The organism is Shewanella sp. K8 (genome assembly GCF_028823715.1).
In the GTDB taxonomy this organism is placed as follows: domain Bacteria; phylum Pseudomonadota; class Gammaproteobacteria; order Enterobacterales; family Shewanellaceae; genus Shewanella; species Shewanella algae.
Window position 1 is genome coordinate 1 of sequence record NZ_JAPEHY010000036.1, and the last position, 26,799, is coordinate 26,799.

Annotated in this window: 27 protein-coding genes; 12 read left to right on the forward strand and 15 right to left on the reverse strand. The window is 53.5% G+C overall.

All coding sequences use genetic code 11. The features are described from left to right. Window positions 1–149 precede the first annotated feature (149 nt). The 3 genes from ON072_RS17135 to ON072_RS17145 all read left to right on the forward strand — a co-directional run bounded on the left by ON072_RS17135 (window position 150) and on the right by ON072_RS17145 (window position 2,433). Window positions 150–1,424 carry a hypothetical protein gene (locus tag ON072_RS17135; protein WP_025889242.1) on the forward strand — a complete coding sequence of 425 codons (1,275 nt, stop codon included), beginning with the start codon at window positions 150–152 and terminating at the stop codon, window positions 1,422–1,424. Window positions 1,425–1,560: 136 nt separating this feature from the next. Next, window positions 1,561–1,914 (forward strand): hypothetical protein, encoded by a 354-nt coding sequence (locus ON072_RS17140; protein WP_025011367.1) that lies wholly within the window; start codon window positions 1,561–1,563, stop codon window positions 1,912–1,914. Between the two features lie 84 nt (window positions 1,915–1,998). After that, a complete protein-coding gene (locus tag ON072_RS17145; RefSeq protein WP_208160064.1) occupies window positions 1,999–2,433 on the forward strand; it encodes an energy transducer TonB in 435 nt (144 codons plus the stop codon). A 237-nt stretch (window positions 2,434–2,670) separates the two neighbouring features. On the opposite strand, the gene ON072_RS17150 is transcribed toward ON072_RS17145, so the two are convergent. From ON072_RS17150 to lptD, 7 genes are all read right to left on the reverse strand, one after another. Continuing rightward, window positions 2,671–4,692, reverse strand: coding sequence for a methyl-accepting chemotaxis protein (locus ON072_RS17150; RefSeq protein WP_208190893.1), 2,022 nt, complete (start codon window positions 4,690–4,692; stop codon window positions 2,671–2,673). Between the two features lie 98 nt (window positions 4,693–4,790). Continuing rightward, on the reverse strand, window positions 4,791–5,612 hold the full coding sequence (locus ON072_RS17155; protein ID WP_054745679.1) for a symmetrical bis(5'-nucleosyl)-tetraphosphatase: 822 nt from the start codon (window positions 5,610–5,612) through the stop codon (window positions 4,791–4,793). A 13-nt stretch (window positions 5,613–5,625) separates the two neighbouring features. After that, entirely contained in the window at window positions 5,626–6,006 is a 381-nt protein-coding gene (gene apaG, locus ON072_RS17160; RefSeq protein ID WP_025011370.1) for a Co2+/Mg2+ efflux protein ApaG, read from the reverse strand. Between the two features lie 59 nt (window positions 6,007–6,065). After that, window positions 6,066–6,872, reverse strand: a complete 807-nt coding sequence (gene rsmA, locus ON072_RS17165; RefSeq protein WP_025889249.1) for a 16S rRNA (adenine(1518)-N(6)/adenine(1519)-N(6))-dimethyltransferase RsmA — start codon at window positions 6,870–6,872, stop codon at window positions 6,066–6,068. 15 nt (window positions 6,873–6,887) lie between these two features. Further along, on the reverse strand, window positions 6,888–7,874 hold the full coding sequence (gene pdxA, locus ON072_RS17170; RefSeq protein ID WP_025889251.1) for a 4-hydroxythreonine-4-phosphate dehydrogenase PdxA: 987 nt from the start codon (window positions 7,872–7,874) through the stop codon (window positions 6,888–6,890). Between the two features lie 5 nt (window positions 7,875–7,879). Further along, window positions 7,880–9,184, reverse strand: coding sequence for a peptidylprolyl isomerase SurA (gene surA, locus ON072_RS17175; RefSeq protein WP_028781628.1), 1,305 nt, complete (start codon window positions 9,182–9,184; stop codon window positions 7,880–7,882). Window positions 9,185–9,298: 114 nt separating this feature from the next. Beyond that, window positions 9,299–11,611, reverse strand: a complete 2,313-nt coding sequence (lptD, locus tag ON072_RS17180; protein WP_025011373.1) for an LPS assembly protein LptD — start codon at window positions 11,609–11,611, stop codon at window positions 9,299–9,301. A gap of 159 nt (window positions 11,612–11,770) precedes the next feature. On the opposite strand from lptD, the gene ON072_RS17185 reads away from it, so the two are divergent. The 5 genes from ON072_RS17185 (at window position 11,771) to ON072_RS17205 (ending at window position 16,006) form a co-directional block, all read left to right on the forward strand. Next, window positions 11,771–12,817 carry an aminoglycoside phosphotransferase family protein gene (locus tag ON072_RS17185; protein WP_144380086.1) on the forward strand — a complete coding sequence of 349 codons (1,047 nt, stop codon included), beginning with the start codon at window positions 11,771–11,773 and terminating at the stop codon, window positions 12,815–12,817. Next, a complete protein-coding gene (gene murU / locus ON072_RS17190; protein WP_274626112.1) occupies window positions 12,814–13,497 on the forward strand; it encodes an N-acetylmuramate alpha-1-phosphate uridylyltransferase MurU in 684 nt (227 codons plus the stop codon). Before ON072_RS17185 ends, murU begins: the two co-directional genes overlap by 4 nt. An 86-nt stretch (window positions 13,498–13,583) precedes the next feature. Next, window positions 13,584–14,357 (forward strand): co-chaperone DjlA, encoded by a 774-nt coding sequence (gene djlA, locus ON072_RS17195; protein ID WP_028781624.1) that lies wholly within the window; start codon window positions 13,584–13,586, stop codon window positions 14,355–14,357. A 58-nt stretch (window positions 14,358–14,415) separates the two neighbouring features. Continuing rightward, complete coding sequence (locus ON072_RS17200; protein ID WP_144380084.1) at window positions 14,416–15,030, forward strand: outer membrane beta-barrel protein; 615 nt, start codon at window positions 14,416–14,418, stop codon at window positions 15,028–15,030. A 22-nt stretch (window positions 15,031–15,052) separates the two neighbouring features. Continuing rightward, on the forward strand, window positions 15,053–16,006 hold the full coding sequence (locus ON072_RS17205) for a D-2-hydroxyacid dehydrogenase (RefSeq protein WP_144380083.1): 954 nt from the start codon (window positions 15,053–15,055) through the stop codon (window positions 16,004–16,006). 16 nt (window positions 16,007–16,022) lie between these two features. Here ON072_RS17205 and cyaB read toward each other — a convergent pair whose 3' ends face one another. Together cyaB and purT are read right to left on the reverse strand one after the other, a co-directional pair. Further along, the gene (gene cyaB / locus ON072_RS17210) at window positions 16,023–16,571 is read right to left on the reverse strand and encodes a class IV adenylate cyclase (protein WP_025011377.1); all 549 of its coding nucleotides are present in this window, start codon (window positions 16,569–16,571) and stop codon (window positions 16,023–16,025) included. A gap of 11 nt (window positions 16,572–16,582) precedes the next feature. Next, entirely contained in the window at window positions 16,583–17,758 is a 1,176-nt protein-coding gene (gene purT / locus ON072_RS17215) for a formate-dependent phosphoribosylglycinamide formyltransferase (protein WP_144380082.1), read from the reverse strand. Between the two features lie 184 nt (window positions 17,759–17,942). On the opposite strand from purT, the gene ON072_RS17220 reads away from it, so the two are divergent. Beyond that, window positions 17,943–19,409, forward strand: coding sequence for an AAA family ATPase (locus ON072_RS17220; protein ID WP_144380081.1), 1,467 nt, complete (start codon window positions 17,943–17,945; stop codon window positions 19,407–19,409). Here the strand turns inward: ON072_RS17220 and ON072_RS17225 are convergent. Next, complete coding sequence (locus ON072_RS17225; protein ID WP_144380080.1) at window positions 19,400–19,927, reverse strand: DUF4136 domain-containing protein; 528 nt, start codon at window positions 19,925–19,927, stop codon at window positions 19,400–19,402. The two genes, ON072_RS17220 and ON072_RS17225, sit on opposite strands and share 10 nt — an antisense overlap. A gap of 150 nt (window positions 19,928–20,077) precedes the next feature. Here ON072_RS17225 and ON072_RS17230 point away from each other — a divergent pair, with 150 nt between their 5' ends. Continuing rightward, window positions 20,078–20,389 carry a DUF1289 domain-containing protein gene (locus tag ON072_RS17230; RefSeq protein WP_107110545.1) on the forward strand — a complete coding sequence of 104 codons (312 nt, stop codon included), beginning with the start codon at window positions 20,078–20,080 and terminating at the stop codon, window positions 20,387–20,389. Here the strand turns inward: ON072_RS17230 and ON072_RS17235 are convergent. Genes ON072_RS17235 through ON072_RS17250 form a run of 4 tightly spaced genes read right to left on the reverse strand, consistent with a single transcriptional unit; the run spans window position 20,376 to window position 23,684 of the window. Next, on the reverse strand, window positions 20,376–21,653 hold the full coding sequence (locus ON072_RS17235; RefSeq protein WP_107110544.1) for an ATP-binding protein: 1,278 nt from the start codon (window positions 21,651–21,653) through the stop codon (window positions 20,376–20,378). The genes ON072_RS17230 and ON072_RS17235 overlap by 14 nt on opposite strands. A 19-nt stretch (window positions 21,654–21,672) precedes the next feature. After that, on the reverse strand, window positions 21,673–22,386 hold the full coding sequence (locus tag ON072_RS17240; RefSeq protein ID WP_025889263.1) for a response regulator: 714 nt from the start codon (window positions 22,384–22,386) through the stop codon (window positions 21,673–21,675). Further along, on the reverse strand, window positions 22,386–22,805 hold the full coding sequence (locus ON072_RS17245; RefSeq protein WP_025011382.1) for a DUF3019 domain-containing protein: 420 nt from the start codon (window positions 22,803–22,805) through the stop codon (window positions 22,386–22,388). The genes ON072_RS17240 and ON072_RS17245 overlap by 1 nt, the downstream gene beginning before the upstream one ends. A 6-nt stretch (window positions 22,806–22,811) precedes the next feature. Continuing rightward, window positions 22,812–23,684: a MipA/OmpV family protein gene (locus ON072_RS17250; protein WP_025011383.1), complete on the reverse strand. Its 873-nt coding sequence runs from the start codon at window positions 23,682–23,684 to the stop codon at window positions 22,812–22,814. A gap of 201 nt (window positions 23,685–23,885) precedes the next feature. Here ON072_RS17250 and ON072_RS17255 point away from each other — a divergent pair, with 201 nt between their 5' ends. Together ON072_RS17255 and ON072_RS17260 are read left to right on the forward strand one after the other, a co-directional pair. Beyond that, complete coding sequence (locus ON072_RS17255) at window positions 23,886–25,061, forward strand: acyl-CoA dehydrogenase (RefSeq protein ID WP_261752800.1); 1,176 nt, start codon at window positions 23,886–23,888, stop codon at window positions 25,059–25,061. 13 nt (window positions 25,062–25,074) lie between these two features. Then, window positions 25,075–25,608 carry a GNAT family N-acetyltransferase gene (locus ON072_RS17260; RefSeq protein ID WP_223828856.1) on the forward strand — a complete coding sequence of 178 codons (534 nt, stop codon included), beginning with the start codon at window positions 25,075–25,077 and terminating at the stop codon, window positions 25,606–25,608. On the opposite strand, the gene ON072_RS17265 is transcribed toward ON072_RS17260, so the two are convergent. Continuing rightward, the gene (locus tag ON072_RS17265) at window positions 25,609–26,703 is read right to left on the reverse strand and encodes a calcium:proton antiporter (RefSeq protein WP_261752801.1); all 1,095 of its coding nucleotides are present in this window, start codon (window positions 26,701–26,703) and stop codon (window positions 25,609–25,611) included. Window positions 26,704–26,799: the final 96 nt, after the last annotated feature.

Genomic DNA, 26,799 nt, shown 5'->3' on the forward strand with positions numbered 1-26,799 from the left:
GTGTTAGCTTTAGACATGTCGGCCTCCTGTGATTGTTTGCCTATTGGATCAACAAGCAGTGTGGCTCTGGTTTAACTAATACACGAAAAAACACGGAGGCCGACACCTGCACAGGGAATCATTATGTCTAATCGAAATAGGAGGATTAGGTGCGTACAGATCAAGTTTTTGGAATATCGCCCGAAATAAGAGATGCGTCATATGTTGATAGAGGTGAGCTTGACTCGAGATTGCAAAAAGCATTGTTGCGCACGAGACATGTAGCAATTCGTGGACCTTCGAAAAGTGGAAAATCCTGGCTAAGACTGAGGGTCGTCGAAAATCCCATCGTAGTTCAATGTCGTTTGCATAAGTCTTTCATTGATATTTATGTTGACGCGCTCTCCCAGCTCGATATCAAGTTAACTATAAGCGAATCGCGTACAGGATCTGTCAAAGGATCTATCAAGGCATCAGGAGCAGTCGGCGTAAATCTTCTTGGAAAAATCGGTGTCGATCTACAGGGTGAGATTAATGGAACTGGACAAAAGAACGAAAAGTCTATTGGTAAAGACATCGAGGATTTGAGATTTATTGCGGACATAATAAAAGCTTCAGATAGAAGGTTGATCATAGAAGATTTTCATTACATGTCGACCGAAAATAGAAAGGGGTTTGCTTTCGATTTAAAAGCGTTATGGGATTATGGCGTATTTTTAATAATAGTCGGCGTGTGGTCGGAAACAAATCTTTTGTTGCATCTAAACCCAGACCTTTCTGGAAGGGTAGAAGAAATTCCAGTTGATTGGTCGAACTCTGATTTAACAAAAATAATAAATAAAGGTTCAGGAACTCTCAATCTATCTGTTGCTGATCCAGTAAAAAACAAACTAGTAGAGTTGGCATATGGGAATGCAGGAGTATTGCAACAACTAACACTTTTAACATTAGACCAAGCCAACATTGAAGAAAAGCGATTTCTCAATCAAAAATTGGATGATGTAAATTTTGTTGATTCCGCTGCGATGGAATACGCCGAACAATTGAATCCTGTATACCAGCAATTTTCAAAGCTGGTTTCAAAAGGTATTCGTTCTCGGAAAAATGCAACTGGAATTTATGCTCATGCGATGAGTGCAATCATTGCTTCTACAGATAGCGAGTTAATAAATGGATTGCCTGCAAAATCAATTTATGAAAAGGCTCACGCGAAACAAGATAGAATTCAATATGGAAACTTGAAAACAATTTTAGAGAAACTGCCAGAGTTGCAGGTTGATGAAGATGGGCGCGGCTTGGTCGTTACCTACAATACTGCGACCGAAGAAATAAGCGTGGTAGACAGGCAATTATTGCTTTACAGGCGATTTTCCACTGTTAAATGGCCGTGGGAAGATTTGATAGCAGAAGCCGAAAAGGCAGGTGGCCAGCTAGATTCCGATTAACAATCACAAGCAAGGGACCAAACTATGCTCCGCCAATTTGCGGTTCGCTTCACTCATTCTACCGCAAATTGGCTCCACTCTGTTTGGCCCCTGTTGTGGACGTTATGTTTAAAATCCAACGAAGGAACTCTAATTAATGCAGAAATTAATCGCGATTATTGTACTTGTTGGTTTCCTGAGCGGGTGTAACTTTGAAGTACCGGGGGCTGATGAAAAGTTTGGAACACAAAACTTCGTTTCCGCGGTGTCAATAATTGAGCTTCATAAACTTAGAAATGGTGTATACCCCAAAAGCCTTAGAGATTTAGAGTTCTTAGGCGATTGGGATGGAATATGGCTTTCAGCCGTTCGATACGAACAGAATGGTGACGGATACAATCTCTATTTAGAGCGTGGCTGGGTTGGCAAACCTAGCCTAGAGTTTCCTGTCAAATTCAAACAGGGTCTTGGTATTAAAGAAAGTAACGTTACATGGTCTGCAACCAAATAAACATAACAAGCAAAGGTAGCATTGCCCTGAGGGTTGAGCGCACCGCTGTTTTTGCCTTTATGTGAACTCACTAATGAAGGTTTTATGAGCTACAAAAATTTACTTTTCACCATCTGTTTTTTGTCTACTGGAACAATCGCTGCCAGTAACTATGCCTCTGTAGAATTAACCTATTTGGAACCAACAAAAACGGAAAGTACTTGGCTTCGAGACAAGGAATTCATGCCTCGCTATCCCGTTGAGTTAGCAATGAAAGGTGTAGCTGGTTGCGGAGTATTTAAGGTCACAGTCGATGAAAACGGTTCAACCGAGAGCATCACTCTCATAAGCTCTGTGCCTAAAAAGACCATTTCAAAGCCAGCAACTGACGTAATTAAAGACTGGCATTGGAAGCTAGCAGAGGACAAAACGCCAGTAAATGAAGAAAAGTTGTTAAGGTTGGATTTTTGTATGGGTGGTAGTTCAGAAGCAGAGTCACTCTCAAAATGTAAGCAACAGGCAACTATGGTATGTGAATAGCGTTCACAGAATAAATCAGTTCAGCGGGACCATTAAATGCTGGCTCCTGTCACTTCATTCTGTATTTTAGCCTGCCCCTTGCTTGCAGCGTTCATCCTGTTCTTCACGGCATTATCCCCGCTGCAGGCAATGAAACATCCGTCATCGGAAGCCCAATCAATGTTATTTGGCTATTTTGAGCTAGGCCGTCGTCCCCGCGACAAAACCTCCTGGGGGAGACGGCCGATAGTTTTAAGATTAGACTTTGAACTCGCCAACCGAAGCCTGCAACTCTTCGGCGAGTTGCGCCACCTGGTGGCTGGATTGGGCGGTCTGATCGGCGCCTGAGGCGGTTTCTTCCGATATCAGCGCAATATGTTCCAGTTTCTCTGAAACCTGCTGGCTGACCAGGTTCTGTTCCTGAGCTGCGTTGGCGATTTGGGTTCCGGCATCGAAAGCCTGATGTACAGATTCGCTGATGGCTTCCAGAGCTTGATTGGCTTGCTCTGTCTTGGCGACGCAGGAGTTGGCCTGGGCGCGGCCTTGTTCCATGACAGCGACCGCCTCTTGGGTGCCTGTTTGCAGCACCTGGATCATCTGCTGGATCTCCTGAGTCGACTCCTGGGTGCGGGATGCGAGGTTGCGTACCTCATCGGCCACAACGGCAAAGCCGCGTCCCTGTTCGCCGGCCCTGGCGGCCTCGATGGCGGCGTTGAGTGCCAGTAGATTGGTCTGCTCGGCAATGCCGCGAATAACATCCAGAATCGAGCCTATGGCATCACTGTCGGAATGCACCTTGTTGATCACTTGCCCCGCCTTGGCGACTTCTTCGGCCAGCGCTTCTATGGTGCGGCGGTTTTCTTCGGCAATCATCCGCATATGCTGGGCTTCTTCATCGGCCTGTTTAATCTGGTTCAGCGCGTGGTCGGCGCTGTGGGATACCTGCTGGGCACTGGAGCTCAGCTCTGTGGTAGCCGTGGCCACTTGATCCACCTGGCTCTTTTGCTCCTGGATCCCGATAGTGGTTTGTGAGGTAACCGCCGAGGTTTGTTCGGCGGCGGCTGCCAATTGGTTGGATCTATCCAAAATGCCGCGAATAAGACCTCTGAGACTGTCGATAAGGCGGTTGCAGTTGCGGGAAAGCTCGGCAAATTCATCCTGACCAGAGTCATCCAGCTTATGGGTCAAGTCACCGGAAGCGAGGATATTCAATGCCTGATTGATACGGTTGAGTGAGGCGGTCAGTGGTTTCACCACGGCAATACTCACGGCTATGGCAACCACTATTGCCACAAGCACCACCAATAGGGTCTGCATACTGGCCGAGTCGATACTGGCCAGGGTTTTGGCGTTAATCTCGTTGGTCAGGGTTTCAATGGCACCGGAAAGAGCCCCCATTGCCTGATTGACGTTCTTCTTGTCGGTTTCCACTTGATTCAGCGCTACTTGAGTACTGGCTTTGAGCTCAAGTTGGGTCGCTTTCTGGGCCTGAATCGAGTTTTTGCCCTTAAGATGTTGGCTGAGTTTGCCAAGCTCGCTGTTCATTTCGCTGAGCACATCGGCATCGATGACACCGGCGCCATGGCGACTGATGTACTCCAGCTTGGCCTCGGCTTCATTGATGATATAGCTAAGTTCTTTGACTATGATTTCGTACTTGCTGCGCTCTTCGGTGGCGACCAGATCGTAAACAGTACTGATCACATTGGTGACATTGCTGTCCAGAGCGGCGGCGGAAGCGGCAATCTCCCGCTCAGTCGTGTCCTGGCTCTGTTCCAGATCCATCAGATCCAGCAGCAGACTGGCAGCATCATCGGCGGTTGTTTCCAACTGATCCCGCTGTTTATTGAGGTTTTCCTGTTGCTCCAGGGCGCTGAGGTGGTCGGCCATCATGCGTTCGCTGGTGTTGATAAAGGCCTGATAATTACGCTCTACCTGGGGCAGGATCTCTTTGAGCCCGGGCTCGTGCTGTACCAGCTTTGACAGACTGGCAAATTGCGCCTTGAAGTTTTGCTTTTGACTGGCAAACTGCTGTTGGATAGGCGGGAGTTTATTGGCCTTGGTGACATGGTAACCCACCAGAACCAACCTTTGCTGTTCGCTGAGGGTTTCGCCCAGCTCGCCGGTTGATTTGAGTGCCGGGATACTCAGTTGCTGTAGAACTTCGGTGGTGTTTTTCAGCTCATTGTTGGTGAACCAGGAAACAGCACCAAGCAGGAGCAATAGCAGGGTGACTACGGCAAACCCTGCTATGACTCGGGTCGCTACATTCAACTTCATAGGCTACTCCGGAAAAGGTTATGGTTTTTCTCTTGGGAAAAATCTTTTAGTTTTCATGGGCACGTTACCAGATGGTTATCGGCCGACGTCTGCTAAGTTTAACCTTTTTTTAACCTGGGTTGGGTAATTTTTTGATCTGATTCCAGGTGCCAGAGTGTCAGGTATTCTCCCCAGCAACAGCCGGTGTCCAGCGCCTGCAGTCTTTCGCCTTCGACCTTGCCCATCAGCGCGGCCCAATGGCCGAAGACCCGGGTGTAGTCAGCGGTGCTGGATGGGAATAAAAACCAGGGTTTGAGATTGGGATCTTCACATTTGGCCGGCGGCACCTTGCAGCTGAAATCCAGCGTGCCGTCGAGATAGAGGTAACGCATCCGGGTCAGGGCGTTGATACAGTACCTGAGTCTGGGCAGGCCGCTGAGCTCACCGGACCAATCTTCCGGCTCTTCTGTGTACATCCTGGCGATGAGACTGTCTAAATAGTCGGTTCTTTGCAGTGCCAGGCTGACGGCGCCTGCTTCCTGGCGTAAGGTTTGGATGTCCCACTGGGGAGGCACGCCCGCATGGGTCATAATGAGTTTGTGCTCGGGCAGTTCGCGCATCAGGGGCTGGGTTCTAACCCAGTCTATGAGGCTGTCGATATCAGCGGCTTCCAACAGTGGTTGCAGCTTGTCGCTGGGTTTGGCCCGTTTGAGCCCGGCCTTGACCGCCAGCAGATGCAGATCATGGTTACCCAGTACCGACTTGGCCGAATCGCCGAGATCGCGGAAGAATCTCAAGGTCGAGAGAGAATCCGGACCACGGGCGACCAGATCGCCGACCGCCCAAAGCTCGTCCTTGGAGGGATTAAAATCGACTTTCTCCAGCAGGCGTTGCAACTCGTTGAAACAGCCCTGAATATCGCCGACAAAATAGTGAGCCACTGTTATCTGCCCATCAGTGTACCTGGCCGGGTACGGCCAGGCGGAAAGGAGGGATCTGGGCGTAGAAACTCTCGCCCGCATCGGTTTCCATCAGGTAACGGCCTTCCATAAAGCCCAGCGGCGTTTCCAGCACTGTACCGCTGCTGTATTGGTAGGCAGTATTGGGCTTGATCCTCGGGGTTTCACCGACGACACCGGCGCCCTGAACCTCGCTCTGTTGGCCATTGCCATCTGTGATCACCCAGTGGCGACTCTTGAGGGTCGCCGCCTCATCACCCAGATTGATAATGGTGATGGTGTAACTGAAAAGATACTTGTCTTCATCCGGCGCAGACTGGTGTTCTATGTACTGGGTCTGTACCTCGACTCTGATACGGCTTTTCTGGGGATTCATCTTAAGTTCCTGGCCAAAATCTCTGATGGAAAGGAAGGACGCCGCCCGGCGTCCGGATGTTACGCCTGGCGGTCGCTCAGCAAGTTGGCGATGGCAACATACTGCTCGACACTAATCTGCTCGGGTCTGAGGCCGGGATCGATTCCCAGGGTCTCATAATCGGCATCACCAAGCAGCCCCTTGAGGTTATTTCTCAGGGTCTTGCGGCGCATGTTGAAGGCGGTGCTGGTTACCTTGCCGAGCATGGCAACGTCTTTGGCCGGCCAGGGTTTGGTTTCATAGGGTACCAGACGCACCACGGCGGAATCGACCTTAGGTGGCGGCGTGAAGCTGCCCGGAGGCACTTCCAGTACCGGTACTACCTGGCAATAGTATTGGGCCATGACAGTGAGGCGGCCATAGGCCTTGCTGCCCGGGCTGGCTGAAAGCCGCAACACCACCTCTTTTTGCAACATAAAGTGCATGTTGGTGATCTGCTCGGCATATTCGAACAGATGGAACATCAGTGGTGTGGAGATATTGTATGGCAGGTTACCAAAGACCTTGAGCTTCTTGCCCTCGACCATGAGTTTGTTGAAGTCAAACTGCAGGGCATCGCCCTGATGAATTTCCAGCTTGTCTTTCAGCACAGGATGCTGCTTCAGGCGTTCTACCAGATCTCTGTCCAGCTCGACCACGGTCAGCTTGTCTATGGCACTGGCCACAGGTTCGGTCAGGGCCGCCAGACCCGGGCCGATTTCGACCATGACATGCTCATTATCCGGGGCGATGGCCGCCACAATACGGTTGATCACATTGTCATCGGTCAGGAAGTTTTGTCCGAAACGTTTTCTGGCGGTATGGCCTAAGTGTACTTTATTGCTCATTGATACTCAGTTGGATCAGTTTTTGCCGGCCAGTTCTATGGCCTTGTTGAGTGCACAGACGAAGCTGCCGATATCGGCCTTGCCTGTGCCTGCGAGTTCCAGCGCCGTGCCGTGATCCACCGAAGTGCGGATGTAGGGCAGGCCCAGAGTGATGTTTACCGACTTGCCAAAGCCCTGTGACTTGAGCACAGGCAGGCCCTGGTCGTGGTACATGGCCAGCACCACATCGGCGTCTTGCAGATACTTGGGTTGGAACAGGGTATCGGCAGGCAGAGGGCCTATGATACGCATCTGCTCCTGCTCTCTGAGCTCGTTCAGCGCCGGGATGATCACATCCAGCTCTTCCCGTCCCAGATGGCCATCTTCACCGGCATGGGGGTTGAGGCCACAGACATAAATCTTGGGGTTGTCCAGGGCAAACTTATTCACCAGATCCTGGTGCAGTATTCTGATGATCTGATGCAGGCGTTCACGGGTGATCGCCTTGGAGACGTAAGCCAGTGGAATGTGAGTGGTCACCAGGGCTACCTGCAGACCGGGGCAGGCGAGCATCATCACCACATCCTGACAACCGGCCTGATGGGCAAAGAATTCGGTATGGCCGGAGAAGGGGATCCCGGCCTGATTGATAATGCCCTTGTGTACCGGACCTGTCACCACGGCATCAAACTCGCCGTTCATATTCTTCTCACCCGCATAACGCAGAGTGTCGACCACATAGGCGCTGTTTTGCTCATTGAGCACGCCGCAGCGAGGCTCACAAGCCATGGGGAAGGGCACTATGGTCAAACTACCGGCTTGCTGTGGCTTGGCCGCTTGGCTTGGCTGATAAGGCTTGAGCTGGAGACTGAGCCCCAGCATCTTGGCGCGCGCCTGCAACAAGGCAGGATCCGCGCACACGACCAGCTCGGCCGGCCAGTCGCGCTGCGCCAGCTGTACTACCAGATCCGGGCCTATGCCGGCAGGCTCTCCGGGGGTAATGGCAATACGTTTAATGTCCAAGCGACTTAACCTCTGTCAGTTTCTGGGTCGAAGAGTTCAATGTATGCGTCGGCCCGCATTTCGTCCAGCCAGTTTTGTAACTCTTCGTTGAATTTGCGGCGGAAGATCAACTGATGCGCACGGTTGGTGTTGAACTGATCTGTGGCATCTGTTTTGCGTCTCTCTTCCAGCTGAGTGATGTGCCAGCCGTGAGTTGAACGGAACGGCTCACTGATTTCACCCTGCTTCAGGCTGTTGAGTGTCTGGGCGAACTCGGGCACATAGATGCCTGGATCGGCCCAACCCAGCTCCCCGCCTTTGGTGGCGCTACCGGGATCTTCCGAGTACTGACGCGCCAGATCTTCAAACTTGGCTTCACCGCTGCGGATCTGTTTGAGGAACTGTTGCAGCATCGCCTTGGCTCTGTCTTCAGACAGAATCGGTGACGGCTTGAGCAGGATATGGCGGGCTCTGACTTCTTCGACTTCTTTGGTCTGCAGGCCGCGGGCGTCCATGATCTTGATGATATGGAAACCGGCACCACTCTTGATAGGGCCTATGATGTCGCCTTTTTTGGCATCTGTGATGACTTCGGCAAACAGGGTAGGCATCTCATTGATGTTCATGTAATCCCAGATACCGCCTTCCAGTGCCTTGGGGCCGGCGGAAGAAGCAATGGCGGTTTCACGGAAGTCGGCACCGGATTTCAGGCGCTCCAGTACGGCATTGGCACGCTTGCTGGCTCCTTCCAGTTGCTCTGAAGTGGGGTTGGAAGGCACTTCAATCAGAATGTGGCCAACCTGGTATTCCACGTCTTTCAGGCCCTGTTCCTTGATCAGTTTCACCAGGTTATTGATTTCCTGGGGTGAAACCTGAATTCGGCGCTGTACTTGAATACGCTGGATCTCGCCTATGGTTACTTCTTCACGCAGTTGCTCGCGGTATTGGCTGAAGCTGCTGCCATCGGCTTCAATTTCGGCGCGCATCTGGGCGACAGTCATGTTCTGTTGCTTGGCAATGTTTTCTATGGTTTGGTCCAGCTGCAGATCCCCGATATGCAGGCCGATACGGTCTGCCATCTGCAGTTGCAGACGGGTCAGGATCAAACGCTCAATAACCTGAGTGCGCAGCGCCTGATCCGAAGGCAGACTCTGGCCGGCGGCCTTGGCGTTGGCCTTAACAGTGTCGACCATGTTCTGGACTTCGCTTTCCAGCACTATGCCGTCGTTGATCTGCACAGCAACGCGATCCAGCAGCTGTGGTGCTGCTAGGGCAGCCTGGCTCATGACTAGAGCAAAAAATCCAAAAATCAGTTTCTTACAGGGTTTCATCCACAAAATCCTTGCCACATTTTCGTTTCGTTGGCCGCCGATGGCAGCGGCCTGGGTTGTCCAGATTGGACTCTCTGTCCCGTCCGAGGTTCAGCAATCTACCACAAATCTTGATTAATTCCTCAGATAAAGTGGTTTGCGGTAGTTGAACAGACCTTCATCTAGCATGTCACTGACCCCCAATGGACCTGAGCCGCCGAGGCCCTTGATCACAAAGTTGAGGTAGACGCCGGTTTCGAACATCTCACGCTCGTTGAGCACTGCATTCTTGAGGTCGTCCTCGTAGTTGGTCTTGATGCGGTAGTGATAGCTCAGACGCACTGCCCAGCAGCATGACTCGTACTGGAAGCCGGTATAGGTTTCCACCGAACGTTCCTCTTTGAGATCGTAATACCAGTTGCCGACAAAATAGAGGCTGTCGGTAATTGGCCAGGTGGTACGGACACCGGCCTGGGAGATATCCACTCTGTCATTGGTGTTGCTGTTGAGCAGATCCGGCACGTAACGATAGCTGAACTGTAGCAGCTTGTTGGGGCCGGGGCGGTAGTCTAGGGTTGCTTCACTCTTCTTGTTGGAGCTGTAACGGGTGTCGTATTGAATAGCACCGCTGACAAACCAGTCTTTGTAGATTCTGGCATCCAGCTCGGCGGCCAGTACCGAAGTGGACGGCTGCTCAGTGAGTTCATTCTCATAGAGGCTGACTTTACTGTCGTCGAAGTAGATGATCTGGCCCAGGCTGAATTTCAGCTGTTCCAGGTTACGCTCATCAAACAGTCGGGTGGTCAAACCCAGGGTCAACTGGTTGGCATCGGCGATACGGTCCAGACCCGAGAAGCGGCGGTCGCGGAACAGGCCAAAATAGTCCTGCTGCAGTTCACCCGTGTCGTAGAGACCGATATTGGATTGATCTTCATAGCCGACATACAGGTATTGGAACTGGGGTTCCAGCGTCTGGCGGTAGTTCTGGTTGAAGTATTCGGTATAACGCTCGAAGTTTATCTGACCGTGAACCCTCACCTGAGGTAAGGTACGGCTGACACTGTCATCCAACTCTGGCTGCTGAATATTGTGCTGCCAGTAGTTGGTCTGCATCAGCTTGACTTCACTGGTCAGCGACCCCGCCGGGCCATGGATTGGCAGACGAATGCTGGGCTCCATATGTACCCTGCTGGCGGTGGTGTATATATCTTCTTTATGACGGAAGTTGGTTATCTCGGAGGCAAAGCTGAAATCCAGGCCTTCCCACACCCCGGGGGTACGGTAGTTGAAGTTCAGCTGCGGCATCACCTGATAAGGACGCTCTTCCTTGCCCAGTACCTTGATGTCCTGCACTCTGGCACTGAAGTCCCAGTTGTCGGTGAAATAGGCGATTTCGCCAACCCGGGATAACTGGTTGTCCGTGGCGCGATTGACATCGGACTTGAGATCGTTGAAGTAGTTGTTGTCCGAGACATCGGTATAGTTGGCCAGCACCCGCCAGTTTTCATCCAGGGCATCGCTGTGCTCCCAGTGATACATATAGCGGTTGGGGCTGCCATCGAGCATGTTATCGCTGCCCAGATATTCGAGGTTGAACTGGCCGGTAGGCGTTTGCCGGTCGCCGGGATCGCCCAGCAGATAGCGGAATTCTGTCTTGGTAAACAAGCCCCGCGACGACATATAGTGCGGGGTAAAAGTCAGATCGTACTCAGGCGCTATGTTCCAATAAAACGGGGTGGCGATTTCGATCCCGTTGGTGGTGCTGGAACTGAAGCTGGGAAACAGGAAACCTGTCTTGCGTTTCTCCGAAACCGGCACTGTCATATAGGGAATATAGAATACCGGCACGCCACCTATTCTGAGTTTGGCATCCCAGATCTCTCCCCACTCTTCCTTGCTGTCGATTTTGATCTTCTCGGCTTCCAGTAGCCAGGAGACATTATCCGGTGGGCAAGTGGTGAAGTTGGTGTTGTTCAATACCAGGTTGTTGTTCTGGGTAATTTCCAGTTTCTGGGCGTCACCGTGAACTTGCTGGCCGTGGAGCCAGTACTGAGCGCCTTCCAGGGTGGCGTTGTTGGAACGCATCTGCGCCATCAGCGAGTCGGCGGTCACGGTAAACAGAGGGTCTTGAAACACCAGGTTGCCCTGAGCGGTTAGCTGCTGCTCCTGCTGGTTGACCGTGGCTCTTTCGGCGGAAATTTTGCGCCCGGCCTGAGAAAAGGTCACATTGCCTTCGAAGGTCGCCTCGCGTCCCAATTGCGCCGAGGAGGCGTCAGAATGGATCTGTATTTTTTGATCGGCCAAAGGGCCGCTGCTTTCCCCATCCTGATGATAGGGAACCGGAGGCAAGATAACACATTGAGCGTTGTTGCCGCCCTCCTGAGGAAGGGTTTCAGCCAGCGTCAGGGGAGGTAAAAGGCTCAATGCCAGAAAATATCGGATCTGCATCTTAGGTCAATTATTTAGATTTCTTTGTCTGGACAAGTTTCGGAGGGAAAAGTTGCATCCTGCCTCGGGCAACGCAGCCATAAAAAACTCTGTATTTATTGGCTGTTTCCTGTTTTTTACCTCGGTATAATAAAGCAATTTTTCGTCAAGAGCCATGAGATGACCTTGTCTGATCCCAGATTTCTTTCCATGTCGTGCTGGTTGCAGCAACTTTTCGGTAAGCCCTTGCAAGCCAAGCTGATTTCCGGTGATGCCAGCTTTCGGCGTTATTTTCGTCTCAATGTCGATGGTTGTGATTACATAGTCACGGACTCTCCTCCCAACTTATTGGATAACAAGCCCTTTATTGCTTTGGCGCGGGCGTATCACCAAGCGGGCATTCGAGTGCCCAAGGTGCTTGAGTTCAATGAGGAAGAGGGCTTTATTCTGCAGCAGGACCTTGGCGATAACTTGTTGTTGCCCGAGTTGAACGAAACCAATGTGAGTGACTGGTATCTCAAGGCGCTGGCGATTTTGCCGGATATTGCGGCGGTGCGGGAAAGTGAGCTTGGTCCCTTGCCGGACTATGATGCGGCCTTTGTCGAACGCGAGCTGGCGATTTTCAGCGAGTGGCTGCTGGATAAACACTGGCAAGTCTCCCTGACAGATGCTGAGCATACTATGTTGGCTGAAAGCTTTGCTATTTTGACGGCCAGCGCGCTTGTGCAACCCCAGGTCGGCATGCACAGGGACTTTCACAGCCGTAATCTGATGCTTAAAAACGGTAAGCTTTGGGTAATAGATTTTCAGGATGCCGTGTTGGGGCCTGTGACCTATGATGCAGTCTCGCTGCTGAGAGATTGCTATATACGTTGGCCGGATGCGATAGTCGAGCCGCTGCTCAAAGCCTTCTTTGAACAGTGTCGCGAGCTGGGGTTGGTTGGCAAAGATGTTGATTTTGCCACCTTCAGTCGCTGGTTCGATCTCATGGGAGTGCAGCGACACCTGAAGGCGGCGGGTATCTTTGCCCGTTTGCACCACAGAGATGGCAAGTCAGGTTATCTCAAGGATATACCGCTTACACTCGGCTATGTGGCCGATATCTGCGAGCGTTATCCTCAGTTGCAGGCGCTTTCCTCCTGGGTCAGGCAGAGGTTATTGCCGCTGACTCAACAAGAGTCACAATCACAGTCCCGACCACAAGCAGAGGCACAGGAGCACAAATGAAGGCGATGATTCTGGCAGCCGGCAGAGGGGAGCGTCTGCGCCCCTTGACCGACAAGCTGCCTAAACCTCTGGTGACAGTGGCCGGTAAGCCCTTGATTGAGTATCACATTGAACGTTTGGCCGCCATGGGCGTGACTGAGTTGGTGATCAACTGCGCCTGGCAGGCAGACAAACTGATTGAACGCCTGGGAGACGGCAGCCGTTTTGGCGTGACGATTCATTACAGCCGTGAGATTGAGGCGCTGGAAACCGGCGGCGGGATCAAAAAGGCTCTGCCGCTACTTGGCAACGCGCCTTTTTTAGTGATTAACGGCGATGTGTTTATCGATGCCATGCCTGAGCTGCCCAATTTGGCTGCAGATACGCTGGCGCACCTGTTTCTGGTGGATAACCCGGCGCAGCATCCCGAGGGAGACTTCGCCTTGCTGCCGCAAACATTCGGCTATTCGCGGGTCAGTGACAGGGGCGCGCCCAGGTACACTTTCTCCGGGGTGGGAATATATCGCCCCGAGCTATTCGATGGGGTAGCAGAGACACATTTTGCCTTGGCGCCGCTGCTGCGGCAAAAGATGGCGCAGGGGCTTATCAGTGGCAGTCATTTCACGGGTTACTGGTGTGATGTCGGCACACTGGACAGGTTGCAACAGCTGGAGCTTAGGCAGGCTAAAGGGGCTGTTTAACCACGAGCCCGCAAGCGGACGCAAGACAAGACAGTTCAAGATTGAGTATTGGCCCGGCCAAGCACGGGCGCACTATGGGATAACAGATGCGTATTTGGGGTAAATTTTTCGGCGGTGTCATTGGCTTTATGTTCGGGCGTTTCTTCGGCGCCTTGCTGGGGATCTGGCTTGGGCATCTATATGACAAGCGGATGGCGGCCTCTCAGGGGCTTCCGGGGGGCAGTCGGCAGGCACAGTTTTTCAACACCACTTTTGCCGTTATGGGGCATATCGCCAAGGCCTCGGGGCGGGTGACCGAAAATGATATCCGCATGGCTACCAGTCTGATGGATATGCTGCGCCTCAGCGGCACGGCACGAAAAGACGCCCAGCAGGCGTTTCGAGAGGGCAAGGAGCCGGACTTTGAACTGGAAGCCAGCCTGCGCCGCTTTCGGCGCATCACCTTTGGTCGCCGGGAAGTACAGCAGATGTTTCTGGAAATTCAAATCCAGACTGCCCTATCTGACGGTGAACTGCAGGACAAGGAATATGCAATACTGCAGGTGATTGCCAGAGAGCTGGGATTCAGCAGCTTTCAGCTCGATGAACTGCTTAAACGTTGGCAGGCGGAGCTGCGTTTTCAACAAGCTCCCGGCGATCACAGACCATCGGTTGCCGATGCCTATGAAGTCTTGGGGCTGTCAGAATCCGCCAGCGATCAGGACATCAAACGCGCTTATCGCAAATTGATGAATGAACACCATCCGGATAAGTTGGTAGCCAAGGGCTTACCGGAAGAGATGATGGAGTTGGCCAAGCGTAAGGCTCAGGATATTCAGGCGGCTTACGACAGGGTCAAGAGCAGTAGAGGAATGCGCTGAGCCTCGCCCTTGGGTGTTGGCTCATGCTGTTAAAGAGGGTTCACCCAAGGAGAGCGCCATGAAACTTGCTTATTCAATTCCCTTGTTATTGGCCCTGAGCGGTCAGGCTCAGGCCGAAGTGTTTGTTGCGCCGTTCGGCGGCTACAGCTTTGGCGGCAATGATCTGGACTATAGGTCCAGCGAAAGCACGGTTAATAACAACAATAGTGCGGATATTACCGAGGCCGGTCATTTTGGCTTTATGTTGGGGCTGACGACGTCAGAGCCGGGTGACATGTATCTGCTTTACTCCCATCAGGGTACAGAGCTCAGTGGCAGCGGTTTCCCGGGCTCTGACAAGCTGATGGACCTCAGCGTCGATTATCTGCATCTGGGGGGCACGCTCTATTTTCCCAAAGACAAGCTGCGGCCCTATGTCACCGCCAGTGCCGGTTTGACGCAATTGCGTCCCGAGCTTGGCAGCAACGAAACCCGTTTTTCCATGGGGCTTGGGCTGGGGCTGGATTATCAACTGCTGGAGCAGCTATCCCTGTTTGCCGATGTGCGCGGCTATGCGACCCTGATAAACAGCGACAGCAGCCTGTTTTGCGATGCCAATCAGTGCTTATGGCATATCAGGGGCGATACCCTGTGGCAGGGGCAGGCCAATCTGGGGTTAAGATACCGTTTCTGAGTGGGGTAACAAAGAGGTGAGTATGAGCTTAAAAATAGTGGTTCTGGATGGCTTTTGTCTCAATCCTGGCGATCTCGATTGGTCGCCACTCAAGGCGCTTGGGGAGTTTAGCGTCTATGACAGAACCCCGGCGGAGCTTGTGCTGCAGCGCGCCGAAGGCGCCGATGTTTTGCTCACCAACAAGACTGTGCTCGGGGCGCAGCAACTGGCGGCGCTGCCCGGGCTCAAGTACGTAGGCATTCTTGCCACGGGTACCAATGTGGTTGATTTACAGGCCGCCGGCGACCTTGGCATCACAGTCACCAATGTGCCAGGCTATGGTCCGGATGCGGTGGCGCAGATGGTCTTTGCCCATCTCTTGTATCACACCCAACAAGTGGCGCAGCACCACCAGGCGGTGGTGGCGGGGGCCTGGAGCCAGTGCGCCGACTTCTGTTTTACTCTGTCACCGCTGATGTCACTCTCGGGCAAGGTGATGGGAATAGTCGGTTATGGTGATATAGGCTCGCGAGTGGCGAATATTGCCAGGGCGCTGGGGATGCGGGTGCTGCTGCATACCCGAACTGAGCGCCATGACCTGGCCGAAGGCATCAGCTGGGCGCCACTGGAGCAGCTGTATCGTGAAGCCGATGTGATCTCGCTGCACTGCCCGCTGACAGCGGCGACCGAGAAGATGATCAATCAAGACTCGCTGCAGCTGTTAAAGCCCGGGGTGATTTTGATCAATACCGCCCGTGGCGGGCTGGTGGATGAAACTGCGCTTGCCACAGCACTCAATCAGGGCAAGTTGCGGGCCGGAGTGGACGTGCTCTCCAGTGAGCCTCCCAAGCCGGATAACCCCTTGCTCAATGCCAAAGGAGTCAGCATAAGTCCGCACAATGCCTGGGCGACGCTAGAGGCCAGGCAGAAGCTGTTGGATATTGCCGTGGACAATCTGCGCGCCTTTATTGGCGGAGACTCTGTTAACCAGGTTTAGACGCTATTAACCGAGTTTAACTGTTGCACAGTTGCCGATAGGAGCGGGACTCCAACATGGCTTGGGTCAGCCCGAACCGGGCCGCCAGTTGCCAAAGCTCGCTGCGAAGCTGCTCCAGCTTATCGCTATCGTCGGTCATGATCGCCAGCTCGGCAAAATCGCCGAGCCCCGCCAGGCTGTCCAGCGTCATATGCCACTTGCCGATAAAGTAGATGCTGCGGCGTTTTTGCAGCCGCTGCACCGGCACATAGCCCATGGCGCTGAGCATGCTGCGGGCCCTGGCAGCATCCGAGATATTGACCGCTTCACAGCAATCTGCTCCCGGGCCCTTGAGGATCCACAGCAGATTGTTGGATGGCTGCATCTCCCGGATGCACAGTGACTTGTCCGCCGCGGCCAGTTGACCATCCGGGGTATCGAAGTAGCAGTCGTCCTCCTGATTATCGGCAAACATGCACTCATGCTCCATGGCATTGATGCGCTCAAGCAGTTGTTGTTTGCTGCAAGACTCATTCAGACGGAACTTGAGTTCCACTTCATACTTACCCTGAAAATGCTGGCTCATGGCGGTCTCTTTTAAAAAATCACTTCTACTTTGGCGGCGCTGCGTAGCGCCTTGTCTATGGCGCTTTGAATATCCAGATCCCTTGCCAGGGCAACACCCAGACGGCGGCGACCATGGATCTCCGGCTTGCCGAACAGTCGCAGCTGGGTGTCGGCTTCGCTCAGCGCTGCTGCAAGGCCTGTGTAACGCAGGTTGTCTGAGTCGCCTTCTTTGAGCACCACAGCCGAAGCGCTGGGGCCGTGCTGGCGGATATTGGCGATCGGCAATCCGAGAATGGCACGCACGTGCAGGGCAAACTCGGACAGATCCTGGCTTATCAGGGTCACCATGCCGGTGTCGTGTGGGCGGGGCGAGACTTCAGAGAAGTAGACTTCATCACCCTTGATAAAGAGTTCTACCCCAAACAAACCGTGGCCGCCGAGCGCCTCAACCACTTTGGCGCCTATCTGTTGTGCCTTTTCCAGGGCCGCTTGGCTCATGGCCTGTGGCTGCCAGGATTCGCGGTAGTCACCGTCTTCCTGTCTGTGGCCTATAGGCGCACAGAAATGAATGCCGTTGACTGCACTTATGGTGAGCAGGGTGATTTCGTAGTCGAAAGGCACAAAACCTTCGACTATCACCCGGCCTTGACCGGCGCGGCCACCTTGCTGGGCATACTCCCAGGCCGCAGCTATCTGGGCTTGCTCGCGGATCACGCTCTGGCCCTTGCCCGATGAGCTCATCACAGGCTTGACCACGCAGGGCAAACCTATTTGGGCCACCGCCTGATTGAATTCTGCCTCAGTGTCACAAAAGACGTAGGGCGAGGTGGGGATCCCCAGCGTCTCTGCTGCCAGACGGCGAATGCCTTCTCTGTCCATGGTCAACTGGGTGGCTCTGGCAGTGGGTACTACCTTCAGGCCTTCGGCCTCCATCTTTGCCAGCGTTGCTGTGGCTATGGCTTCGATTTCCGGAATGACCAGATGGGGTTTTTCCAGCTCGATGACGGCGCGCAGCGCCTCGGGATCGAGCATGTTCACCACATGAAAACGATGGCTGACCTGCATGGCAGGGGCATTGGGGTAGCGGTCGACGCCGATGACTTCGACGCCCAGGCGCTGCAGTTCAATCGCAACTTCTTTGCCCAGTTCGCCGCAGCCGAGCAGCATGGCGCGCACGGCGCCTTGGCTAAGGGGAGTGCCTAACATAGTGTGGGTACCTTTGGTTATTGTAGCTGCCTGTGGCAGCGGATTTTTTTGCTAGTTTACCCTTTGGCAATCGGCTTGGGCGGAAGGCTTGATAAATTGTGCGCTGGATCACTGCTTGCGCTGCTGTGGCGGATGTTGAAACTTTGTTATTCTTAAGTCCGCTATTATCGTGCGGGAAGCCAGAATGCAGGATGTCAAAGACTTAACCGGGGTGCTCAGGGGCGGTACGCCCTTGGTGATAATTGAAACGTATGAGGAGCCCAGAGTACTGGAGCTGCTCAAAAGAGTGGCCGGTGTGCTGATGCGGCCCCTGTATGGCTGGAGTGTTACCCAGGGGCTCAAGCGGCTGGACAGGGAAGTCGGGGTGCAGAAATTCAATGCCGAACCGACCGATATTCTGGCGCACATCAAGGCCAGCCAGCAGCAGGGGATCTATGTGCTCTGTGACTTTCACCCCTATGTGGTCGATGCGCCGCGTAACGTGAGAATGCTCAAGGAGATTGCCCTTGAGCACGAAACCTTGCAGCACACCCTGGTGATGGTCAGCCACGCCTTTGATGTGCCCCCTGAACTGAGCCGATACTGCGCTCATTTCTCCCTCTCCATGCCAGGGCAGGCCCAGTTGGAAAACCTCATTATAGAGGAAGCGCGCCTGGCCCGAGCCAAAGGGGTATTGAATCGTCTCGATGAAGCCGTGATCCCACTGCTTGCCGGTAATCTTCGTGGTCTGAGCCATGCCGATGCCCGCCGTCTTGCCCGTAAGGCCATCTGGGATGATGGTGCCTTGTGTCACTCGGATATTCCCGTGGTCAACAAGGCCAAGTTTGAGCTTTTGGATATGGAAGGTGTGCTGCAATTTGAGTACGACACTTGTGACTTTGCCGATGTTGCCGGGCTTTCCAGACTCAAGGAGTGGCTGAACCACAGGCGCCTTGGCAGCGATGCGCAATCGTTCGATACGCCCAAGGGCGTGATGCTGCTCGGGGTACAGGGTAGCGGCAAGAGCCTGGCGGCCAAGGCGGTGGCCGGTATCTGGCAGCGGCCTTTGCTGCGCCTGGATATGGCCGGACTCTACAATAAGTACATAGGCGAGACGGAGCGCAACCTCAAGAAAGCGCTGGAGATGGCGGAATTGATGGCGCCCTGCGTGCTCTGGATAGATGAAATTGAAAAGGGGCTGGGCAGCAGTAACAGTGATGAAGGCACCTCGAAGCGGATCCTCGGCACCCTGCTGACCTGGATGGCAGAGCGCAAGTCAGAGGTCTTTATGGTGGCGACCGCCAACGATATCAGCGCGTTGCCCCCCGAGCTGCTGCGTAAGGGACGCCTGGATGAGATCTTTTTTGTCGACCTGCCGGATAGCTCCACCCGGGAGGAGATCTTCCGCATCCACTGCCGCAAGCGCAATATCGATCCGGCCGCGCTGGAATTGGCGAGTCTGGCAAGCGCCAGTGAAGGTTTCTCCGGCGCCGAGATAGAGCAGGCGGTTATTTCCGCCCGTTATGCTGCGAGGGCTGCGGGGCAGGAGGCCAATCAGGCCTGGCTGCTCGATGCCCTGAGTCGGACCCGCCCCTTATCTGTGGTGATGGCGGAAAAGCTCAATGCCCTGCGTCAATGGGCTAACGGCCGTACTGTGATGGCTCACGGTTGAGGCGGAAACTGGCTCAGGATCCGCATCACGGTTTCCCGGGTTGCCTGAGCCTTACCTTCGCCGCCATCGCTGAAGCTGAACTGATCGCTGCCGCGCCAGATGAGGCGGTTGCTGGTGGTCTCTATGATATCGATTTGTATGGTCTGGAGTTTGGCATCGGCTCCCAGAGGCACACCCACACTGGTGCCCACGCCTATGCCACCGCCAGATCCCCAGGTGCCGCTGCCAAGGCCGATGGAGAGGCCCTTGTCTTTCGGCTTATCTGTTGTGCGAAAGGCAAAGGAAACCTTGAAGTCCGCCGACTCGGTGACTTCGATAAATTGTTTGCTTTTCAGCGTGTCGACAATCGCCTGATTGATCCGCTCGGCGCTCAGGGGATCATCACTGCTGGAAATCGGCAGGGGGGTGAACTTTTGTAGCTTGGCGAAGCTGTATCCTGGGTCGTAGTCTTGTTTCGGCTGCTGGGCGCAGGCCGTCAGCAGCAGGGGTAACAGCAGCAAGAGTGTCCTGAATTTCATCGCTTGTCCTCCGTGAAGGGATATACCTTACCCTGTGACTTTGTGCCAAAGCAGCCGTCGTTGCAAGAAGTGGATAAAAAATCGCCTTTTTAAGAATGAGATGATATACCTAAGGTTCAGCCGTCAGAGAGAGCCTGCATTTACGCCCCTATGGAACAACTGGTCTTTTTTGATATCCCCAGCCCTTGTATCGGTGTCTGCCAGACAGATGCCAAGGGCTATTGCAAAGGTTGTTTTCGGAACCGCGAAGAGAGGTTCGATTGGCTCAACTTTTCTGATGCCCGTAAGTTGGATGTCATTCGCCTGTGCAAGGCGCGCAAAAGGCGCTGGCAACTGGCGCAGATAAAGGCGCGCAGGGAACAGCTCAAGGAGGAAGAGCTGCAGTTGAATCACAGCCTGGACTTTGATGCCCAAGGCGACGAAGACGAGCCTCTGGACTTCAGCGATTTCAGTCTCGATTGAATTCCCGCTTGGGCAGGCCGATGCAAAAACGGGTTTCCCCGGGGCGGCTGAACAGCAGGATTTCGCCGTGATGGCGCTCGACTATGCGCTTGATAATTGCCAGCCCCAACCCAAAGCCTTTATTGCTGTTGCGTGAGGTATCGCTGCGGACAAAGGGCTCGAAAATCTTGTGCTGTTCCTCTTCTGGGATCCCTTCACCATCGTCTTTAACCTCGATAGTTACCCTGTCTTTTTCCTCATTCAGAGTCACCAGAATTTGGCTTTCGGCAAAGCGCTGGGCGTTGGTGAGCAGGTTTTGCAGCGCTCTTTCAATCAAGGCCGGTTCACAGGTGAAGGGCAGTTTGGCGACTGAGCTATCCAGGGTTATCGGAATCGGGCTCAGGCTCTGCAGTCTGTCTATCACTTGGCGGCAGAGGGCGGTGAGATCGCAGCTCTCCTGTCTCAGCCCTGTTTGGGCCGACTCAAGGCTGGCGTAGGTGAGCATCTCCTGCAGCAAGGATTCCATCTCTTTGACATCTTCTGTCATGCCGGCAATAAAGTCGGCTCTGGCCGCTTCATCGGCGCCTTCACGGCAATAGTTGGGGATCAGCGCCAGGGCAAACTTGAGCCTGGCCAGCGGCGTGCGGATCTCGTGGGAGACAGCATTGGCCAGGTGGCGCTGGTTGTCGATAAGAGCACCGATATGTCGCGCCATCTCATTGAAGGTGTGCGCCAGGGGTTTTACCTGAGAGCGGGGTGACAGCTTGATACGGGTATCCCATTTGGCCTGACCAAGTGCCTGGGTGGCTTGTTTCAGCACTTTGAGATCCCGTGACAGCGGCCAGACCCAAACCAGGGCAACCCCGGCCAGAGATAGATAGAAGAACAAAGTGAACAGGCCGCGCAGACTGGCTCTGGGGTCTGTATCTATTGGGCCTGTCATCAGCACCTGTTGATCCAGACGGATAAACTGCATCTGCTTGCCAGAGTTGGTCAGGGTGGTGAAGACTTCACCGGGAGCCAACTCGCCATCGTCGGCCAGGGTGATCTTGTCGGCACTGAACAGACGCAGCGGGTAAGTGGCATTGACATTGGCGGCGGCAATCGACTGTTGCCGCTGCTCGGGGGGCATGGGTTTCAGCATGGCCGCCATCGCCATCAAAGGCGCATCGGCCAACAGTTCCGCCTCGTCATCATGTTGCTGCCAGAGGGCGTCGAGTGTCCATCCCAGCCCGAGAAAACTCAGGCTGATCAGCAGGTACAAACTGATGAAGAGGCGTTTCACGCGGTAACCTAAAAGAGGATCAGCTGTTCCAGGCCTCGGGAGCAAATAGATATCCCTGGCCCCAGACCGTCTTGATCCTGAACGGTGTTTCTATGTTATCGCCCAGCTTCTTGCGTAGGCGGGAAATGCGTACGTCTATCTTGCGATCCTTGCCGTCGAAATCGATATTCAGCAAGCATTGGTAGATATACTGGCGGCTCAGCACCTGGCCGGCCTGGGATGCCAGCAGCCACAGGAGTTCAAATTCGTGACTGGTGAGATCCACCTCTTTCTCGCCCAAACGAATCGCCTGAGTGTGAGGATCTATGCTCAGCTTGCCAAAGCTCAGGCAATGGGATTCTGCCATAGGTGGCTTGGTATGACGTCTCAGCAGATTGTTGATCCGCGCGACCAAGAGTGCCGGGTCAACCGGTTTAACCACATAGTCATCGGCGCCCAGTTCCAGGCCCTTGATTTGATCTTCATTGGAGCCAAGTGCGCTCATCAGCAGGATAGGGCCGGCAAAGTAATCCGGCAGCTTTTCACATAATGTCAGTCCATCCATCCCCGGCAGCATGATGTCCAACAGGATAATGTCCGGTTTGTAGTTAAGCAGTCTGGTCAGTACTGTGTCACCGCGGCGCTCAACTTCTACATGCATGCCATGGGACTTGAGATAATCCACAATAAGGTTGGCAAGACGAATGTCGTCTTCCACCAATAAAACTCGGTGAGTCGATTGCGCTGAGGTCATCAGAATAAACTCCAAGGGTTACGATATCTTCGCCTGACGCTGGTGTCAGACACGGGCGTAGTTCTAAAGTAAACGCCGGCTAAGGTTTGCCATGTGTCTTTATCTACCATGACAAAGTGAATGTCCTCACTGGTTGTGAGTCGGAATGTGAGGCTGTGCACATCTTCAGTTTCACTGCACCAACGTTGTAACCCTTCGTAATCAGAAAGGATACAAACCGCACCGTTTGTATTACTCCAGCTTAAACTGACGTCAAGCGAACAGGTGTCCTCTTCACTCTTGAGAATACAGAGCTGTGGTGTGATAGCCAGCTTGGCTTCTTGATTATTATTATCTGGTTCGGCCTGTACCTTGGCTGCAAATATCATTGACAACATCAGCAGCGGGAACAGCCAACACCAGCCTTTTGCTAAGCGCACCTTGTTTTAAAACCTATAGGCAGCACCAATGAAAAAAGCTCTGACATCATCTTCATCCAGCAGAGGGCTCTTGGCTATTTCATCGGCAAGTTGGGTATAACGCAGTCCTAATACAAGATCCCAGTCCTCGTTGAGGCTATAGCGACCGGTAAACTCCAGTCCGCGGTTAAAGCCTGAACTCCCCTGGTACGCCTGACTCCAATAGGCATTCTCGCTTGGTCTTACGCCAAAGTAATAGTCGACTATTTCTTTACTCTTCCATTCTATGTTCAGGGCAAACTCCAGTTTCCAGCGTTCCAATGTCAGATGATATAACCATCTGGCTTTGGCTTCAGTGCCCCGGTGAACATTGAACATATCATGTGTAAGCGAAAGATTCAGTATACCGTATCGAGTGTAAATAAAAGCCTCGGCTCCGCCAAGAAATGTAAAGTGCCTGTCCTCCAATTCGTTAAAAACTTTTGGTGGTTCACTGCTTTGCATTAACATTACCGGCGCGGCGCGGCTCTCCGGGGTAATGGAGACTTGAGATCCGCCACTGAAGGTAAACACATTGCTGGGATCCCAGCGGTAGAAAAAAGCCCGCTCTCTGCTGTAAGCCGTCACCAGGTTGATGGTGTAGTTTTCCGACTCCGCCAGGGTCAGTCCCAGATTACCGTTGTCAAAAAACCAGTTCTCACCATAGTAGGCAATACTGGGGATCACATAGAGGGGAATATCGTCCTGATGGCGCAAGGGGTTGCTCTTTTGGCCGTAACCCAAAGCCAGTCCAAGATCCCACTCACCAACAGGTATGCACTCTCTCTCCTCGCAATAGGGATGGGCCCAGGCGCTGAGAGAAAAGAGGCTGATAATGAATAAACAGAGCCGTACAGACATGAATACCGGAAATATCAGTAATAACTATGACCAAGATTGTGCAGAAGATTAGCATTTGTCCGGCGCAAATTCAGAGATTTCTTTCATAAAGGTTGCAATTTGATACAGACGTAATCTTTGTTTGGCAGAGGTTTCAGCTCTGGGCAGACATCCGGGACTGAGGTAGCATGATGAAAATCAGCTGAAAAAAAGGACAAAGCTATGGCCCGTAATCCCTTCGATTGGCAAGATCCCTTGCAGTTTGACAGTCTGTTGCAGCCGGAAGAAAGGATGATCCGTGACACTGTGCATGAATATGCCCAAAGCAAGTTGCAACCCAGGATCCTGCAGGCAAATCGCCAGCAATACTTTGATCCCGAGATCATGATAGAGCTCGGTGCTCTGGGGTTACTCGGGGCGACTCTGCCGACTGAATATGGCGGCGCCGGGGTCAACTATGTCAGCTATGGCCTGATTGCCCGGGAGATAGAGCGGGTCGACAGTGGTTATCGTTCGGCCATGAGTGTGCAGTCCTCTCTAGTGATGCATCCGATTTTTGCCTACGGCAGTGAAGAGCAGAAACAGAAATACTTGCCAAAGTTGGCACGGGGGGAGCTGATTGGCTGTTTCGGCCTGACCGAGCCGGATGTGGGGTCAGATCCCGGCGGCATGAAGACTCGCGCCGAAGCCATACCGGGAGGGTATCGGCTCCATGGCAACAAGATGTGGATCACCAATTCACCGATTGCCGATCTCTTCCTGGTTTGGGCCAAGCTTGATGGGGTCATTCGTGGCTTTTTAGTGGAAAAGGGCACCCCTGGGCTGTCGGCGCCCAAGATAGAGGGCAAGTTCTCTCTCAGGGCTTCGATAACCGGCGAAATTGTGCTGGACGGGGTTGAAGTGGGTGTCGATGCTCTGCTGCCCAACGTCGAGGGGCTCAAGGGGCCCTTTGGTTGTCTCAACAAGGCCAGATACGGCATCGCCTGGGGCGCCTTGGGCGCGGCCGAGTTTTGCTGGCATGCCGCACGGCAATACAGTCTGGACCGAGTCCAGTTCGGCAGGCCACTGGCGGCCAATCAGCTGATCCAGAAAAAGCTGGTGGACATGCAGACAGAGATCACCACGGCGCTGTTTGCCTGCTTGCAGGCCGGTCGCTTGCTGGATCAGGACAGTTTGGCTATCGAGGCCATCTCGTTAATCAAGCGTAACTCCTGCGGCAAGGCGCTCGAAATCGCTCGCCAGGCCAGGGACATTCACGGGGGTAATGGTATCAGTGATGAGTTTCATGTCATCCGGCATCTGATGAACCTGGAAGCGGTCAATACCTATGAGGGGACCCATGATATTCATGCCTTGATCCTGGGACGGGCCCAGACAGGCTTGGCGGCTTTTAGTTAAGGAGAACAACAGAGTGCAGGCAACAGAGTTTGAACCCAAGGTGAGTCAGTCACAACAAGAGGTTGTGGTGCGCCACAGCGAGCACACGGATATTCCGGCAATACGGGCGCTCTTTACTCAGCCCAGCTGTTATGCCGGCACCTTGCAGCAGCCTTTTCCGTCACTCGAGAAGTGGTATAAGCGCCTGGGCGAACTGCCGGATGGTTATTATTCACTGGTCGCAGAGTGGCAAGGGGAGGTGGCCGGTCAGCTCTCCTTACAGGTACAAACCAACCCCAGACGTAAGCATGTGGCCGATCTGGGGATGGCGGTGAGTGAAGAGTGCCGCGGTATCGGTGTGGGTTCTACGCTGCTGGCAGCCGCTGTGGATTTGGCCCATAACTGGTTGGCGGTGAGACGCCTTGAGCTGACGGTTTATACCGACAATCACGCCGCCATAGCGCTCTACAAACGCCATGGCTTTGTGATTGAGGGCGAAGCGAGGGACTATGCCTTCCGTGATGGCGAATATGTGGATGTGTTTTTCATGGCCAACATCCGTGAATGATTACTCAAACATCAAGAACAGATAGACCACAAACAACACCAAGTGAGTCGCCCCGTGCAGTGCATGGGTGCGGCCACTGCTGAAACTCACCTTACAAACCATCAGCGTGGTCACCAGCAGTACCATATCTGCGGGACTGAGCCCCAGCCTGACCTCTTCACCGGCAATACTGCCCACCAGAAGTACGGCAGGTACGGTCAGGGCTATGGTGGCCAGCACAGAACCAAAATAGAGATTCATCGCTCTTTGCAACTGATTATTGAGCGCGGCTTTTATGGCCCCTACGGCTTCCGGCGCGAGAATAATACAGGCTACCAGGAAGCCACCCAGGCTCGCCGGCGCGCCCAGAGTGGTAATGCTGTAGTTGATGGGCATGGCCAGGGCCTTGGCCAGCAGCATTACGGTTACCAGGCAGATGAGCAACAGCACTCCGTGGTAGAGGTTGGAGTGGCTGGAGGCATGATGATGGTGCTCATCATCCAGGTGGTCGGCATCAACAAAAAAGTGGCTATGGCTCTTGGTTTGGATCACCAGGAAGATGCCGTAGAGCATTATCGACACCAAGCCAAGCATCCAGGACATGGAAACCGATAGGCCGCCTATGCTGCCGCCTTCGGTAAAGTTGGGTAGCACCAGACACACCAGGGCCAGCGGGATAATGGCGACCAGATAGGACTTCACCCCGTCGAGATTGAATTGCTGGGTATGATAACGCCAACCGCCCAGTAGCAGTGTCAGCCCCACCAGGCCGGTAGAGATGATCATCACCACGGCAAACATGGTGTCCCGGGCCAGGGTTGGGTTGGAGTCACCTGTCAGCATCACTGAGGAGATCATCACCACTTCCAGAGAAATGACTGAAAGGGTGAGGATCAGGGTGCCATAGGGATCGCCCAGTCGAATCGCCAGAATATCTGAATGGCGCACGACTCCGAAAATGGTCCAGATCACTACCACAAGCAGCAATATCGACAGCGGGATATAAACGGCGAGCGGAGTTCCGTCCGCCAGATACTCAGCGCCACCTGTCTTAAAGAATAACAAGGTAATCAAGGCGATAAGCAGTGATATTTCTTCTTTGATAAAAGCCAGCATGGCAGGTTTCCATCGTCGCTATAAAGCCGCATTATACTTTGGCATTGATGTCAAAAAAAACACCAATATGCTGTTTTGCCCTGTTTTTTCTACCCG

Bases quoted from the DNA above. Each gene is read 5' to 3' on its own strand.
- ON072_RS17140 (WP_025011367.1), top strand. From the start codon at position 1,561: ATGCAGAAATTAATCGCGATTATTGTACTTGTTGGTTTCCTGAGCGGG.
- ON072_RS17145 (WP_208160064.1), top strand. From the start codon at position 1,999: ATGAGCTACAAAAATTTACTTTTCACCATCTGTTTTTTGTCTACTGGA.
- ON072_RS17150 (WP_208190893.1), bottom strand. From the start codon at position 4,692: ATGAAGTTGAATGTAGCGACCCGAGTCATAGCAGGGTTTGCCGTAGTC.
- apaG (WP_025011370.1), bottom strand. From the start codon at position 6,006: ATGAATCCCCAGAAAAGCCGTATCAGAGTCGAGGTACAGACCCAGTAC.
- rsmA (WP_025889249.1), bottom strand. From the start codon at position 6,872: ATGAGCAATAAAGTACACTTAGGCCATACCGCCAGAAAACGTTTCGGA.
- surA (WP_028781628.1), bottom strand. From the start codon at position 9,184: ATGAAACCCTGTAAGAAACTGATTTTTGGATTTTTTGCTCTAGTCATG.
- lptD (WP_025011373.1), bottom strand. From the start codon at position 11,611: ATGCAGATCCGATATTTTCTGGCATTGAGCCTTTTACCTCCCCTGACG.
- ON072_RS17185 (WP_144380086.1), top strand. From the start codon at position 11,771: ATGACCTTGTCTGATCCCAGATTTCTTTCCATGTCGTGCTGGTTGCAG.
- murU (WP_274626112.1), top strand. From the start codon at position 12,814: ATGAAGGCGATGATTCTGGCAGCCGGCAGAGGGGAGCGTCTGCGCCCC.
- djlA (WP_028781624.1), top strand. From the start codon at position 13,584: ATGCGTATTTGGGGTAAATTTTTCGGCGGTGTCATTGGCTTTATGTTC.
- ON072_RS17200 (WP_144380084.1), top strand. From the start codon at position 14,416: ATGAAACTTGCTTATTCAATTCCCTTGTTATTGGCCCTGAGCGGTCAG.
- ON072_RS17205 (WP_144380083.1), top strand. From the start codon at position 15,053: ATGAGCTTAAAAATAGTGGTTCTGGATGGCTTTTGTCTCAATCCTGGC.
- cyaB (WP_025011377.1), bottom strand. From the start codon at position 16,571: ATGAGCCAGCATTTTCAGGGTAAGTATGAAGTGGAACTCAAGTTCCGT.
- purT (WP_144380082.1), bottom strand. From the start codon at position 17,758: ATGTTAGGCACTCCCCTTAGCCAAGGCGCCGTGCGCGCCATGCTGCTC.
- ON072_RS17220 (WP_144380081.1), top strand. From the start codon at position 17,943: ATGCAGGATGTCAAAGACTTAACCGGGGTGCTCAGGGGCGGTACGCCC.
- ON072_RS17225 (WP_144380080.1), bottom strand. From the start codon at position 19,927: ATGAAATTCAGGACACTCTTGCTGCTGTTACCCCTGCTGCTGACGGCC.
- ON072_RS17230 (WP_107110545.1), top strand. From the start codon at position 20,078: ATGGAACAACTGGTCTTTTTTGATATCCCCAGCCCTTGTATCGGTGTC.
- ON072_RS17240 (WP_025889263.1), bottom strand. From the start codon at position 22,386: ATGACCTCAGCGCAATCGACTCACCGAGTTTTATTGGTGGAAGACGAC.
- ON072_RS17250 (WP_025011383.1), bottom strand. From the start codon at position 23,684: ATGTCTGTACGGCTCTGTTTATTCATTATCAGCCTCTTTTCTCTCAGC.
- ON072_RS17255 (WP_261752800.1), top strand. From the start codon at position 23,886: ATGGCCCGTAATCCCTTCGATTGGCAAGATCCCTTGCAGTTTGACAGT.
- ON072_RS17265 (WP_261752801.1), bottom strand. From the start codon at position 26,703: ATGCTGGCTTTTATCAAAGAAGAAATATCACTGCTTATCGCCTTGATT.